15 protein-coding genes and 1 pseudogene are annotated in these 12,380 nt (G+C 48.1%); 5 read left to right on the forward strand and 11 right to left on the reverse strand.

Annotation, left to right across the window (positions count from 1 at the left end; translation table 11 throughout):
- Positions 1 to 39: 39 nt before the first annotated feature.
- Genes ACJA3J_RS12755 through ACJA3J_RS12770 form a run of 4 tightly spaced genes read left to right on the forward strand, consistent with a single transcriptional unit; the run spans position 40 to position 3,605 of the window.
- A complete protein-coding gene (locus ACJA3J_RS12755; RefSeq protein WP_406944230.1) occupies positions 40 to 642 on the forward strand; it encodes a YkoF family thiamine/hydroxymethylpyrimidine-binding protein in 603 nt (200 codons plus the stop codon).
- A complete protein-coding gene (locus ACJA3J_RS12760; protein WP_089652183.1) occupies positions 639 to 1,217 on the forward strand; it encodes an ECF transporter S component in 579 nt (192 codons plus the stop codon). Before ACJA3J_RS12755 ends, ACJA3J_RS12760 begins: the two co-directional genes overlap by 4 nt.
- Positions 1,214 to 2,839, forward strand: coding sequence for an ABC transporter ATP-binding protein (locus ACJA3J_RS12765; protein ID WP_406944231.1), 1,626 nt, complete (start codon positions 1,214 to 1,216; stop codon positions 2,837 to 2,839). The genes ACJA3J_RS12760 and ACJA3J_RS12765 overlap by 4 nt, the downstream gene beginning before the upstream one ends.
- Positions 2,826 to 3,605 (forward strand): energy-coupling factor transporter transmembrane component T family protein, encoded by a 780-nt coding sequence (locus ACJA3J_RS12770; protein WP_406944232.1) that lies wholly within the window; start codon positions 2,826 to 2,828, stop codon positions 3,603 to 3,605. Before ACJA3J_RS12765 ends, ACJA3J_RS12770 begins: the two co-directional genes overlap by 14 nt.
- Positions 3,606 to 3,792: 187 nt before the next feature.
- Here ACJA3J_RS12770 and ACJA3J_RS12775 read toward each other — a convergent pair whose 3' ends face one another.
- Together ACJA3J_RS12775 and ACJA3J_RS12780 are read right to left on the reverse strand one after the other, a co-directional pair.
- Positions 3,793 to 4,206 carry a hypothetical protein gene (locus tag ACJA3J_RS12775; RefSeq protein WP_406944233.1) on the reverse strand — a complete coding sequence of 138 codons (414 nt, stop codon included), beginning with the start codon at positions 4,204 to 4,206 and terminating at the stop codon, positions 3,793 to 3,795.
- A 126-nt stretch (positions 4,207 to 4,332) separates the two neighbouring features.
- On the reverse strand, positions 4,333 to 5,598 hold the full coding sequence (locus ACJA3J_RS12780) for an MDR family MFS transporter (RefSeq protein WP_406944234.1): 1,266 nt from the start codon (positions 5,596 to 5,598) through the stop codon (positions 4,333 to 4,335).
- Between the two features lie 97 nt (positions 5,599 to 5,695).
- On the opposite strand from ACJA3J_RS12780, the gene ACJA3J_RS12785 reads away from it, so the two are divergent.
- The gene (locus tag ACJA3J_RS12785) at positions 5,696 to 7,459 is read left to right on the forward strand and encodes an ABC transporter substrate-binding protein (RefSeq protein WP_406944235.1); all 1,764 of its coding nucleotides are present in this window, start codon (positions 5,696 to 5,698) and stop codon (positions 7,457 to 7,459) included.
- A 52-nt stretch (positions 7,460 to 7,511) separates the two neighbouring features.
- Here the strand turns inward: ACJA3J_RS12785 and ACJA3J_RS12790 are convergent, their stop codons facing one another.
- The 9 genes and pseudogenes from ACJA3J_RS12790 to ACJA3J_RS12830 form a co-directional block, all read right to left on the reverse strand.
- Complete coding sequence (locus ACJA3J_RS12790) at positions 7,512 to 7,874, reverse strand: ASCH domain-containing protein (RefSeq protein ID WP_089652177.1); 363 nt, start codon at positions 7,872 to 7,874, stop codon at positions 7,512 to 7,514.
- Complete coding sequence (locus ACJA3J_RS12795) at positions 7,871 to 8,524, reverse strand: alpha/beta family hydrolase (RefSeq protein WP_406944236.1); 654 nt, start codon at positions 8,522 to 8,524, stop codon at positions 7,871 to 7,873. The genes ACJA3J_RS12790 and ACJA3J_RS12795 overlap by 4 nt, the downstream gene beginning before the upstream one ends.
- A 23-nt stretch (positions 8,525 to 8,547) precedes the next feature.
- Positions 8,548 to 9,059 (reverse strand): annotated as a pseudogene (locus ACJA3J_RS12800) (GNAT family N-acetyltransferase).
- Between the two features lie 36 nt (positions 9,060 to 9,095).
- Positions 9,096 to 9,371 carry a hypothetical protein gene (locus ACJA3J_RS12805; RefSeq protein WP_089652175.1) on the reverse strand — a complete coding sequence of 92 codons (276 nt, stop codon included), beginning with the start codon at positions 9,369 to 9,371 and terminating at the stop codon, positions 9,096 to 9,098.
- Positions 9,372 to 9,375: 4 nt separating this feature from the next.
- Complete coding sequence (locus ACJA3J_RS12810) at positions 9,376 to 9,849, reverse strand: GNAT family N-acetyltransferase (RefSeq protein ID WP_406944237.1); 474 nt, start codon at positions 9,847 to 9,849, stop codon at positions 9,376 to 9,378.
- Positions 9,850 to 9,904: 55 nt separating this feature from the next.
- Positions 9,905 to 10,846, reverse strand: a complete 942-nt coding sequence (locus ACJA3J_RS12815) for a hypothetical protein (RefSeq protein WP_406944238.1) — start codon at positions 10,844 to 10,846, stop codon at positions 9,905 to 9,907.
- A gap of 11 nt (positions 10,847 to 10,857) precedes the next feature.
- Entirely contained in the window at positions 10,858 to 11,601 is a 744-nt protein-coding gene (locus ACJA3J_RS12820) for an SDR family NAD(P)-dependent oxidoreductase (protein WP_406944239.1), read from the reverse strand.
- Positions 11,602 to 11,621: 20 nt separating this feature from the next.
- Complete coding sequence (locus ACJA3J_RS12825) at positions 11,622 to 11,963, reverse strand: hypothetical protein (protein ID WP_406944240.1); 342 nt, start codon at positions 11,961 to 11,963, stop codon at positions 11,622 to 11,624.
- Positions 11,960 to 12,376, reverse strand: a complete 417-nt coding sequence (locus tag ACJA3J_RS12830) for a hypothetical protein (RefSeq protein WP_406944241.1) — start codon at positions 12,374 to 12,376, stop codon at positions 11,960 to 11,962. Before ACJA3J_RS12830 ends, ACJA3J_RS12825 begins: the two co-directional genes overlap by 4 nt.
- Positions 12,377 to 12,380 lie beyond the last annotated feature (4 nt).

A 12,380-nucleotide genomic window follows, 5' to 3' on the forward strand; every position in this document is an offset into this window, starting at 1 on the left:
ATGCAGTTTTTTTGTGCTCAAAAAAAGGAGGAATAAGAAATGGAAAACCATTGTGGAACTTCAAGAATCGCGGGGTGCTCTTTTTCCGTGCACCCGATGTCGGACAAATTCGTGGATTATATCAAGGCGAGCCTTAATGAGGTGGACAGCTCGAAAGTGTGGATGAAGACGGACGATGTCACGACGACGGTGCGCGGCCGGATGGAGCATGTCTTCGATGTCACCGAAGCGATTTTATTACATATCGCGAAAACAGGGGTCCATGTCGCTTTTCAAGGGACCTTTTCCATCGGCTGCCCGGGAGATTCAACCGGGGATGTCCATATGGATGAATCGGAGGAACCGTTGAATAAACCTCAATCCAAGGAAATCGAACAGCGGATCGCGGCGAAATTCTCGCTGTATCCAATGGGTGGCGGTGATTATATGGATACGATTTACCGTCAAATCGAAGCGATGAAAGAAAAGGGAGTCGAAGTCACGCCCGCCCACTATTCTACGCGCCTCGATGGAGACACCCGTGATATTTTCACAGGACTTGAGGATGTGTTCAGGGAAACGGAGGCGAGCGGCTCTTCCCATACAGTGATGACCGTGACGGTTTCTGCCAACAGCCCTTCTCATAAGGATGATCAGGTATGAACAACTGGAAACTGAAAGAGATCGTCGTCATGTCCGTGCTTTCTGTCGTTTTTGCGGTCGTTTATCTGGCATTCCTTCCGGTCGGAAAAATCCTCGTCGGCTTTTTCGGACCGATCGGCTATGACCTCATCTTCGGCATCTGGTTCATCGTGTCGATCATCACGGCTTATATCATCCGTAAACCCGGCGCTGCCTTTTTGTCAGAAACGATCGCTGCGGCTGTCGAAGTGCTGCTCGGAAATGCGGTCGGTCCGATGCTCCTCGTCTCTGGGATGATTCAAGGGCTCGGGGCAGAATCGGCCTTCGCCATGACGAGGTACAAACGTTATGATCTGTTCACCCTCATGCTTGCCGGTGTCATGGCTGCCGTGTTCAGCTTCGTCTGGGGTTACTTCCTATCCGGTTTCGCAGCTCTCAGCACAGGGTACGTCCTCGCCATGTTCATCGCCCGCATCATCAGTGGTGCCATCATTTCAGGTGTCGCAGGGAAAGTCCTAAGTGACGCTTTAGCGAAAACGGGTGTCCTTTCAAGCTTCGCTCTTGGAAAAGAATACCGAAGGAAGCGAGCCGCATGAGTCAAGATGTGATACGAGTCGAGAACCTCACCCTCCATTATGAGGAAAGGAAGAAACCTGTTTTATCCCGTCTGAATTTTTCCATGGAAGAGGGAGAAAACATGCTCATCCTTGGTCCGAGTGGATCGGGGAAAAGCTCCCTCACCCACTGTTTGAATGGACTCTACCCGAGAGAACTCGACGGTTCCATGGATGGAGAAGTCTATGTACAGGGACGACGGACCGTCTCTTATCCTGCCGGTGAAATGGCGCAGCACGTCGGCGTCGTTTTCCAGGATCCGGAGACGCAGTTCTGCATGATCACCGTCGAGGATGAAGTGGCCTTCGGGTTGGAGAACTTGAATACCCCATATGAGTCGATGGTGGAAAAAGTGGAGAAGGCTTTAAGCTGGGTCGGGATGGAAGATTACAAGACATCGAACATCTCCGACCTCTCCGGAGGACAGAAGCAGAAAGTCGCCCTTGCCTGCATCCTAGCGATGGAACCGGAAGTATTGATTCTCGATGAACCGACAGCGAATTTGGATCCGGTAGCGAGGAAGGAATTCATCCAGCTTTTGAAAAAATTGAAAGAGGAACTGTCTTTCACCCTGCTTGTGATCGAGCATAAGCTGGAGGGTTGGCTGGACTTGTTGGAAAGAGTCCTCATCATTAACGAAGAGGGAGAACTCACCTACGATGGTCCACTCCACGACCATTTGAAAACGTACGCCAGAGAAATTCATGAGATGGGCATCCAGCTTCCGTACGCTACAAGGACAGCTCTTGAACGGGGGTGGACGCCTCCCTATCCGCTTCACATCGAAGAAATGCCGTCCGCCTCTTTACCAGCGCACCCTCATCGAGAGGAACCTGCGAGTGAGGTATTGTTGAAAGCAGAAGATGTGGATTGGAAGTCGATTTTGCGAAATAACAACGCTACTTTTCATGAGGGAGAATGGGTTGCGATCGTCGGGGAAAACGGGAGCGGGAAATCTTCCTTATCGAGAATCCTTGCAGGCATCCAGCCTCCGGGAAAAGGAACGGTTTCTTTGCACGGCCGCTCGTTAAAGAAATGGAAAGAGAATGACCTTCGGCAAGAGATCGGTTATGTTTTTCAGAACCCGGAACACCAGTTCATTACGGATGCGGTCTATGATGAAGTCGCCTTCAGTCTCCGGCATGCCGGGATGAAGGAAGCGGATTGGACCAGGATCGTCGAAGAAACATTGAAGTTCTGCCGGTTGGAGGGACTGGAGGACCAGCATCCTTTTCTTCTAAGTCAGGGACAAAAGCGGCGTTTGAGTGTTGCAACGATGATTGTCGAGAATCAGCGTATGCTTTTCCTTGATGAACCGACGTTCGGACAGGATGAAAAGTCGACCTCGGATTTGATGTCGCTCTTGGAAGAAAAACATGAAAACGGGACGACGATCGTCATGATTACGCATGATATGGAGCTCGTGGACAAATACGCGACAAGGGTGCTTGTCCTGAACGAAGGTGAAATCACCTTTGATGGTCAGCCGGAAAGACTCTGGTCCCGTTCAGATTTGGCCGCCCATCACCTGGAGCTGCCTCCAAGAGAGCAATGGAAGCGATCCGTTTCGGAGCGAAAGGAGCCTGCGTATGTTTCTTCATAACGTAAATCCGACGGTCAAAGCGTTGACGATCATCGGTACTGTCTTCCTCCTCGCGTTCGTGTTCGATCCTGTCACGCCATTGCTCTACATCGTTTGGACCGTGATCGTCACCTTCCTGTTCGGGACGTTCAAGAAAAGATACTACCTGTATTATTTCATTCCGTTCACGCTGTTTGCTTTTGGAATGTTCTGGACGACGATCGTGTTTTCGGACACCGCTTCTGGGACTACCGGAACCGTCTCATTCCTCGGGATGGAGTTCCCAACGGAAGACATCTGGACGGCGGCTGCTCTAGGTCTCAGGGTCCTTGCGTTCGCCAGTTTGTCACTGCTGTTTTTGTTCACGACGAACATGGTCCATTTCATCTTGAGCCTGATCCAACAGTTGAAGCTGCCACCGAAAATCGCTTACGGGGTTATGGCAGGATATCGTTTTCTGCCTATGTTGAAGACGGAATTCCAGCAGATCCGTGCGGCGCACCGAATCCGCGGTGTCAACCGACCGGATTCGTGGAAGGAAAAACTTCTTCAGTATCAACGGTTCGCGATTCCCCTTCTGGCTGGTGCGATACGGAAAGCGGAGCGGACAGCAATCGCGATGGAATCGAAAGGGTTCACCGGTGCGAAGGAACGCACGTTTTACCGCCCGATGAAAGTGCAGCGGAAGGATTGGCTTTTTCCTGTGATGATGTTCGGGATGCTCGGGGTAACGATTGCGGTTTCGCTCTATTTCGGTTATTTTTCCTGGTATGATGGACAGCTTTAAAATTAATGGTCATAGAAACCCGCCCTTAGTTTCCATTAAGGGCGGGTTTCCCTGGCTTTATTTTCCTCATTCTAAGGCTGTGCGTATATCTTCGAAGTCACTACTATATTGAATACTCGTTAATTTATCATCTTCATTCGTTTGTACGTTCCCTTTCACATTCATCTTATTCGTTTTGTTACTTTTGTTATTTGTATAAGTCCACAGTGAAGGTGTAATAGTTTTCTTTTTCTTCAATCTCTATTTCATCGACTTTCACCTCATAATCCGGGTGTGCTAAACGCAGGAACGATAAAGCCATATTGCTGTTTACTATATAACTCTCGAAAAAACGATCGCTTAAATAGGGTTTGAAATGTTCCATGTGGTACTCACCTAGCTCCTCAGCGTACGTTTGCAATTGGCCATCAGGTCCGTTTAATAACTTTTCCTGTTCCTTGCTGGGACCCGTAAAAGTATTCTGCAAAACCGTGCGAATGTTCTGTTCACTTTCAGATTCTTCTACGTTGCTCCCTACGTCCTCTAAACTGGTGCAACCTACAGATAATAGTACAATTCCTAAAAAGAATAATGGCTTTAGATAATTTTTGATGATTTCCATAAACTCCCCCTCCGTTCTTTCTTCTTACTCATTCCATACGAAAGACTATGAGATTTTGTTTCAAAATAGTGGTAATTCAATGCAAACGATACAAAAAAGACAGAAGAGGACTCCCTCTCCTGCCTTCTAAGAACCACTCGCCTCAAAGACGATTTCCTCAGGTGATTTCCTGCGTCGGATCGCCATTCTGGAAAAGTGGATCCCAGCGAACACAAGCCCGACATAAAGCACAGCCATACCGTAACCTCCGATGACATTACCGATGATGATCCCTAGAGCACCGAGTATTTTTCCGAACTGAAAGACGAGTCCGTTGAAAGCCATATACGCTCCCCGCCTTGTATCATCGACGATATCAGCTAGGATGGACTGCCTCGTTGGCACATACAGCAGTTCACCGATCGAAAGAACGATGACAGCGATGAAAAGGCCGGGGATATGATTACTGAACGCCAGGAAAGCGTATCCCAGTCCGAACAAGGCGAAACCGGCATACATGATCGGTTCTTCTTTTTTCCCTTTGATCCATTTCGAGAAAAGCGATGTGAACAGCACGATGAACAACGTGTTCGCGACCGTCAGCAGGCTGAGCAGCCGGATGCCGTCCAGTTCAAAAGAAAACAGACCGAAAAGATCCATCATGTTTGAAGCGATGTCCTGCTCTAAACGGACGGAAATGAAATTGTTGCGTTGAAATTCGATGCCTAAGATCGCGATCCCACCGATCGTGAACGCGAGGAAAGGGATGTCTTTCATGACGAGGCTGTAATTTTTCAAAACCGGCTTCAGTCCGTACCCTTCCCTGACCTTCTCTTCGTTCACGACATATGTATCGGTGATTTTCGTACTTGTCATCCAGAGCGTCAACAAACTGATGCCTAAGAGAACGGCGATCAAGTCGAAAAGGTTCCTTTCGAAAAACCAGCCGCCGATCATGAGTCCGATCATCATCGACATGTTGATCGCCCAGTAGTTGATCGCATACATGAATGCCCTGGAATCTTTCGTGCTGACATCGATGAGCATCGCCTCGGCCGCTGGGTTCACAAGACCTCCGGCGATCCCGACGAGCAGCAGCATGAAAAACGTCACCCACGCCGATTGGAACCACGGCGAGTTGGCGAGGAACATGCCGATGAAAGCCGTGAGCTTCAGGACTTCCCCTGTCACCATTAAGCGTTTTCTGCCGATGATATCCGCCAAGTACCCGCCATAAAGACCTGTCAGGAACTGAGCGGCGACTTGGATGAGCAGCAGAACGCCTGCGACCGTCGCATTGATTTCTTTTGTAAAATAGATGGCCATGAATGGAAACACAGCCGCCCCTACGACCCGGCTCAGAAATGATGTATAAATGCGGATCCGGATGTTGGGATGCAATTCTTTGAACATATGACCTCCCCCTTCGCTCCCTCTATTATGGGGTTTCCAAAAAGGGGTAAAAAGGGTACAATTTAGAAAAATCTGTCCCCTTTTAGGAGGTGCGCTGATGCTCGACGAACGTTATTTTTCATTGAGGGCCCATTTGTATGAACGGGAAGAGGCCCAAACGATCGCGTTCAAGCTACAGGAGCTTGAGACCATTTGGTACTGCTCTCAAAAAAACGTGAAAAGAATTTTGAAAGAACTAGACGCGGATGGAAGGCTGACGTACATTCCCGGCAAAGGGCGCGGAAAACCGTCCACCCTCCTTTTTCCGAAACCGTTCCAAAAGGAAGTGGAAGATTTCGTCACTGCCTGCGTGGAGCGGGACGAGCTGGATGAAGCGGCCCACCTCCTGCGCCTGCCGATTCCGAAGTCCTGGATCGCCAAAGCGTCTTACGATATCCGTAAAATGTTCAGCTACAGGGAACAAAGCAGCCCGAAAGACGTGCTCCATGCTTTCATTGCACGGTCGCTGACGACACTTGATCCACTGGAAGTTTCCATCACATTCGAAGCCCATATGATCGAACAGCTCGGGGACCCGCTGCTGAAATATGATGCTGAAATAGATGAAGTCCTCCCCCATATCGCCCATCATGTGGACGTGGACGATTCGGCCCGCACGTGGACCTTCCATTTGCGGAAAGGGGTCCGGTTTCATAATGACGAAGAGCTGACGAGTGAGGATGTCCACTCCACCATATCAAGAGCGATAAATACGGAAGCCTCCACTTCATGGCTGACAGAAGGCATTCGGAGCATCGAATGTCCCAGCCGTTATAAAGTCATCATTCAATTGGACGAACCGAATCCATTTTTCCCGAGATACATGGCGGCATCGAATTTGTGCATTCTCCCTTCCGGAACACCCTTCGATGAATACGAGTGGATCGGGACAGGGCCTTTTTACTTGAAGGAGCTTACGGAGCACAAGCTCGTCCTCGCCGCTTTCGATGGGTATTTCAAAGAACGCCCGTTACTCGATGAGGTGCAATTTTTCAAAGTTTCACAGGAAGCTGCAAGTATCATTAATTTCACGGTGGAAGACGGCGAAGACGTGAACCCTGCTCAAAAACATGAAGTCGAGACCGGCTTCCGCTTCCTCACGTTCAATTTTCATAAAGACAACATCGTACAGGATCCTCATTTCCGGGAAGCCATCTATCACATCCTGGATATCCAAGAGATGGCGGACTCTTTTGGCTGGCATTCCTTCGGTGATCCTAATGATTTGCCCGGTGAAAATAAATACGTGGAGGCCAGCAGCTTCGTACCAAAACGATCAGCCCACTTGGATAAAAAGAACACATGGATTCCAGAGCTGCTGAGAAAATCCGGCTATGAGGGGGAACCGTTGAAACTGTTTCATCTTGAATTCCCAAATGCCGTGAAAGAAGCCGAGTGGCTTGAGAAAAGAGGAGCGGAATATGGTATCCATTTCGAACGCCACCCCTTCAACTTCTCCAATTTCTATACAGAAGAGATGGACAAGGACGTGGATTTGATTTTCATGGGGGAAGTGTCATCACTGGACCCACACCTTTCTTTTTTAGGAGCTTTTTATAATAAAAACTTATTTTTCCGGCGCTTCTTCCCGGATTGGGGATTGCAGTGGATCCATGACAAACTCGAGGTTTTCAAAAGACAGGATACGGCTGAAGAACGCGAGCAGGTCATGGATGAGATTGAAACGTACATACGAAAGCAGAATTTGTTGATTTTCCAATACCATCCCGTGAAAATCCGCACGTTCCACCCGATGATCCAGGACGTCAGATTTCAGTCATTCGGTTACTTCGACTTTTCAAAGATATGGATTCCACGATAAGCGAAAGCCCATTCCTCGTTGTGAGAGATGGGCTTTCGCAGTATGTAAATCTTTAAACTTCCGCCTTCATTGCTTTATCCAAGTCGACCCAGATGACCGCTCCAAGCGGATGAGTATAGGGGATCGGTTCTTCATAAAAGAACGGATTCCGGAGCACCCATGCATAGGTACGTTTGTAGGGCAGCTGCTGACAGTTTTCTTCCGGGATGCCGTGCAGGCTTGTGCTCCTCTCATACTCTGCTTTCGTCAATGGTTGGCTGTCTACGATTTCCACCGTTCCGAAAACATGACCGGTCCCACTTTTGATCAACCCGGTCGTTCCTCGGTGCTTCGTGTTCGTACCACGGATTTCCCATGTCTTTTCCCCGCTCAGGATCAGGTCGATCCACGGCTCTTTCACTAACAAACCTTTCAAAAGTCATTCCCCCTATTTTTCACGAACGTCCCGATGGATTCGACGACTCTTTTCATGACCTCGATAGAGCTTGCCGTATCCCCCCCAGATACGTCCAAAGAGTGATTCGCATTTTTCAGGACTTCCATTCGAATGTTCGCCCGACTCTCCAAAACTTCCACGACACTTTTGATATAGTGATGATCCTCATCTCCTACAAAAATCAACAACTCCGCGTTTGTATGTATGAGAGGTTCTTTGTAGAAGTCATACTTGAATAAAGGAGTCAGAAGGACAAACCTTGCTTCAGAGTATTTTTGGATCAGCCCTTCTGCTATAGGAAGTGTCCCGATCGATTTCCCAAGGAAAGTCAGATGGCCATAATCCCTCTGCATGAATACATCTTTTATGACCGAAGAGACATCCCGTTCCATCCGTTTGGCTATAACCTCCCATGGTTGTTCAAAAAAGGAGGAGTCATAATCATAATGCACATGCACAATATCCAAAGTATCCTCCATCAATTTCATCGTCGTATAATAGAAAATCGGGTGATCGTAGCTGTATCCTCTTCCCGAAAACATGAAACAAACGCGATCGGATCCATTTTGGATATAGGTATAAGCGATTCTACCTTCCGCTCCATCGACGCCTTTCTGTTGTACTTCCATCGCCTCACCCCTTCAGGATGATCTCATAACTCAATCCAGTACCTTTTGACGACATTCCCATCTTTTTCGATAAAATCTTCATCTTCCACACCACCATTATTCAGGATGGTCTTCATCGATCCAGTGTTGATTTCATCGCAGACGATGAGAGCTCTCGGAATGCCTAGCTCTTTGGACTTTTCTAAAGACAAACGTAACAATTCCGTCGCATAGCCTTTCCTGCGTTCAGAAGGGCGGATGCCGTAGCCGATGTGACGCCGGCATTTCGCAGCGGTTCCGTCAGGGCATGGCGGATATTCACAGCTCCGATGACCTTGTTCTCTTGATCGATGAGCCAGTAGGTCGAGCCCGGTACAAACCCTTCAGGCAGATCGATCCCCTTGGCGTCATTATGTAAGCCCTGAACCATGGCTTGAAAATTCGAAGGATCTTTTTCAATCACCCATGGAATCATCGTTTCCCCGCTATCTTTCCACTCTTTATAAAAACTAAGGTAGGATTCTTCTAGTACTATGTCAGGTTCAACCAGTTTCAATGGTCTCAATATAGGCCCCCTATTCTCAAAACAAATTTAAAAGCCTCTCATCACTTCTTTTCTTTTTTTACATCGCTGACATTCGATGATTTCCCCAGGTCCATCCTCTTTCCAACGAACGCGTTCATATGTATGGAGGCCCAGTCTGCACCTTATGCTGGTCTCTTCCTTTTCTAAGAGAGCATTCACCATGACGATCAGAACCCCTGGTACCATAAGGGAAAGGATGAGAAGTGTATTCTGAACGCCAGAGAGAATGAGCACAGGTCCGGTTACAACGAGAAGCGAACCTACGACATGCCACTTCCGCATCCAATCAAATCTCCTTTTTCAATAAAAGTTCATCAACGATCGGGATGCCATGATCACCGATCGCCGGGATCTCCGGTTTCATTTCTCGTGCTCGCTGAACAGCATCGTGAAAGATTTCCAGGATACGGAATTCGCGCTTTTGATAGAAAGCAAGGGCTCTTATATTGTCGTTCGTCGTAATGACGTTCAACGAACGACACCCCATTCGTTTTGCTTCACCTTCTACAGCCTTGATGAGCGACGTTCCGATGCCTTTGTTTTCTATCAAACTGTCGAGGGAGATGATTTCACACTCCCTCTCCTTTTTCACATAGGTGATCAACCCTATGATTTTTTCATTTTCCAATGCTGCATATCCGGCAAGCTCCGGGCATTCATAAATACCGCTTGAGATGACCATCTTTGTTCCACCCCAATGGGTATGAAAAAAATCCACCTTGTCATCGGTGGACATGTGCTTCAAGTCTATGATTCTCATTTCTTTTCTCCTTTGTTTCAATTGTGAACAGCCCCTTGAATGACAGGGTCCGATGTCACTCCGGCAAACGACCGAAGGCTTTCAATTTCTGGTAGCGATCCACAGCCAGGATCCCCTGCCACTGCCTTTTGCTGACGGCGGAAGCTTCGGATCCATCACCCCAGTCCCATGTTAGGTCCCAGACCCCATCCTCATTCATCGTTTCCAAATAAAAATCCAGGTTTTCCTTCAGCAGTTCTGGGTGTTTTTCAGCAAGGATATGTTTTGGTGAATGGATGAGATCGAGCGGCAGCGGTTTGTAGCTGCTGCCCCAATTGTGCGGATCTTTCTCTATGCACCTCTCAGCAAGAAGCACCGTTTTTGCATTCACTTCTTCGAAAGTAAAAGGGGTATGGGCAGCGACTTTGTCCTTATGCCGGAACAGCACATCCATCAACCGTTGAAAACAGTTGACTTCATGAAAATCCATCAGATCGATCGCCATCAAATGAGCAACGGCTTTTTCTACACTCGCCCAACCCGTTTTTGCTGCTTCACTGTCTTCATAGGACCAGTGGATGAGAAATCCTGCCAGTTCCGCACCAGGGTTGAACATCCAATTTTGCTGGACGCCTTCTTTCCAATGCCACCAAGGGGCATGAGGGTGATTGTTGTGTTCAGGAAGTACTGATGGCCACATCCCTGTCTCTTCATCGTACGTTTCAAGCAGGTAGGAAATCATATCAAGGACGACGCGTTCTTTAGAAGCGACATCCAATTCGAACAAGTACTGTCCGGCGGCCCATGTCGCCATCGGAGAAGATTCCGGAAGCCAAAAGTCCGGTTCAATGCCATGCCCGAAACCACCATCTTCATTTTGGAAGGCGCGTATGTAATGGATGACCTCACTCTTCAAACCGCCCTCCATCAAGGCATGCCAGCGTGCCGCTTCCAGTGGTCGTGCGTTCCTTTTGATCCACTTGCTTGTAAGTGCCATCGTCTCTTTTTCCATCCCCATCACACACCCCTCTAAAATGTTTTCCCTCCATTGACGCTGATGTTCTGACCTGTAATGAATGACGCATCATCGGTGCTTAAAAACCGTACAGCATTCGCGATATCCTGCGGCTCCCCTATCCTTTTCAAAGGAACATCCCTTAAGTAAGAAGCTCTTGTCTCTTCCGTTACATCTCCATGCCGTTCAACCGGGGTAAAGCCAGGGTGGACAGCATTGACAGTGATTCCATGTTCCCCGAGTTCATTGGCCCATGAACGCGTCATGCCGACGACCGCAGACTTTGCGGTTACATAATTGGAAAAATGCGCATTGCCGAGCTCGACGACTTCACTTCCGATATTAATGATCCGTCCCCACTTTTCCTCCTTCATCGAAGGCATGACAGCTTTCGTCAACAGTAAAGGGGCCTTCGTCGTAAATAACAATTGATCAAGATAATCATCCCAAGTCACTTCTTCAAGAGAATATTCCGGTTGAGGACCTGTGGCGTTGTTTACGACGATATTAACGGGACGGCCTGCTTGTTGTTCGGCTTCTGCCACGAGACGGTGCACTTCTTCCTCTTTCGTCACATCGGCCTGAATAGCGAAAGCCTGTCCTCCATTTTCACGGATATGATGAACGACCTCATCGGCCGACTCCTGATCACGATGATAGTTTATGATCACGGTCACACCAGAGGCCGCCAGATTTTGGGCAATTCCCTTTCCAAGACCTTTGGAGCCTCCTGTAACTAAAGCCACTTTCTCTTTCATAGAAATTGTTTCTCCTCCTCTTATTCTCCCATGGCCAAATGATAACGTTTCGTTTTGCCGTCATATTCTGAAATCAATATCGCTGGGATTTCTTTGGATTCATATAGGATGGTTCCAACGTGTAGATCGCTCGCCATCCCTTTTTCCACTTCTGCTATCTTTGCACCTTTGGTCAGGCTCTTCTCATAGACCCACTCTGCTCCATGCGTGTAGACCTCTCCGTTCTCCAATTCTACATAATCAGCGTCAGGATTCATGTGGAGCACCTGCCTTTTGTCCAAAAGCCCTCCTTCGCCTGCACCAGGAGAACAGGCTGGAAAGAGGAATAGAGCAACAAGCAATAAGGCAAGGATGCCTTTCATTCTGCGTCTTCCCTTTTTCTAATGGAATGAATCAGGGTGAAGCCAAAAATGAATCCAAAAAGGATCGGACCGTTGATCGCATGCATCGCAAAAAATCTGGTTACCGGATTCAGCGGAAAGTTTGTGAAATACAACCAGTGTGATACGGCTACGAACAGGCTCGGTACACCGATACCGATGAACTCCGGCCACATGAAACCTTTCGATTTATGTTCTCTATATCTGCGCCATAAAAAAGGAAGAGCGAATAACATCCCAAACACCACCGGGAATACCAGATCAAAAATGATGAGAGGCACAACCTCGAATTCCATTTCCGCCTGATCAACAAGTCCTCCGCGAATACTCAACATCCCCATCATCGCGGCAATGAGAAATACAGCAAATCCCAGATGAAACAATAGTCTTTTCATAAAA

The organism is Halobacillus sp. SY10 (genome assembly GCF_045401165.1).
GTDB lineage: Bacteria > Bacillota > Bacilli > Bacillales > Halobacillaceae > Halobacillus > Halobacillus aidingensis.

What these genes read in the sequence shown, in the direction of transcription:
- ACJA3J_RS12755 (WP_406944230.1), top strand. Translation starts at nt 40, where the DNA reads ATGGAAAACCATTGTGGAACTTCAAGAATCGCGGGGTGCTCTTTTTCC.
- ACJA3J_RS12760 (WP_089652183.1), top strand. Translation starts at nt 639, where the DNA reads ATGAACAACTGGAAACTGAAAGAGATCGTCGTCATGTCCGTGCTTTCT.
- ACJA3J_RS12765 (WP_406944231.1), top strand. Translation starts at nt 1,214, where the DNA reads ATGAGTCAAGATGTGATACGAGTCGAGAACCTCACCCTCCATTATGAG.
- ACJA3J_RS12770 (WP_406944232.1), top strand. Translation starts at nt 2,826, where the DNA reads ATGTTTCTTCATAACGTAAATCCGACGGTCAAAGCGTTGACGATCATC.
- ACJA3J_RS12775 (WP_406944233.1), bottom strand. Translation starts at nt 4,206, where the DNA reads ATGGAAATCATCAAAAATTATCTAAAGCCATTATTCTTTTTAGGAATT.
- ACJA3J_RS12780 (WP_406944234.1), bottom strand. Translation starts at nt 5,598, where the DNA reads ATGTTCAAAGAATTGCATCCCAACATCCGGATCCGCATTTATACATCA.
- ACJA3J_RS12785 (WP_406944235.1), top strand. Translation starts at nt 5,696, where the DNA reads ATGCTCGACGAACGTTATTTTTCATTGAGGGCCCATTTGTATGAACGG.
- ACJA3J_RS12795 (WP_406944236.1), bottom strand. Translation starts at nt 8,524, where the DNA reads ATGGAAGTACAACAGAAAGGCGTCGATGGAGCGGAAGGTAGAATCGCT.
- ACJA3J_RS12805 (WP_089652175.1), bottom strand. Translation starts at nt 9,371, where the DNA reads ATGCGGAAGTGGCATGTCGTAGGTTCGCTTCTCGTTGTAACCGGACCT.
- ACJA3J_RS12810 (WP_406944237.1), bottom strand. Translation starts at nt 9,849, where the DNA reads ATGAGAATCATAGACTTGAAGCACATGTCCACCGATGACAAGGTGGAT.
- ACJA3J_RS12815 (WP_406944238.1), bottom strand. Translation starts at nt 10,846, where the DNA reads ATGGGGATGGAAAAAGAGACGATGGCACTTACAAGCAAGTGGATCAAA.
- ACJA3J_RS12820 (WP_406944239.1), bottom strand. Translation starts at nt 11,601, where the DNA reads ATGAAAGAGAAAGTGGCTTTAGTTACAGGAGGCTCCAAAGGTCTTGGA.
- ACJA3J_RS12825 (WP_406944240.1), bottom strand. Translation starts at nt 11,963, where the DNA reads ATGAAAGGCATCCTTGCCTTATTGCTTGTTGCTCTATTCCTCTTTCCA.
- ACJA3J_RS12830 (WP_406944241.1), bottom strand. Translation starts at nt 12,376, where the DNA reads ATGAAAAGACTATTGTTTCATCTGGGATTTGCTGTATTTCTCATTGCC.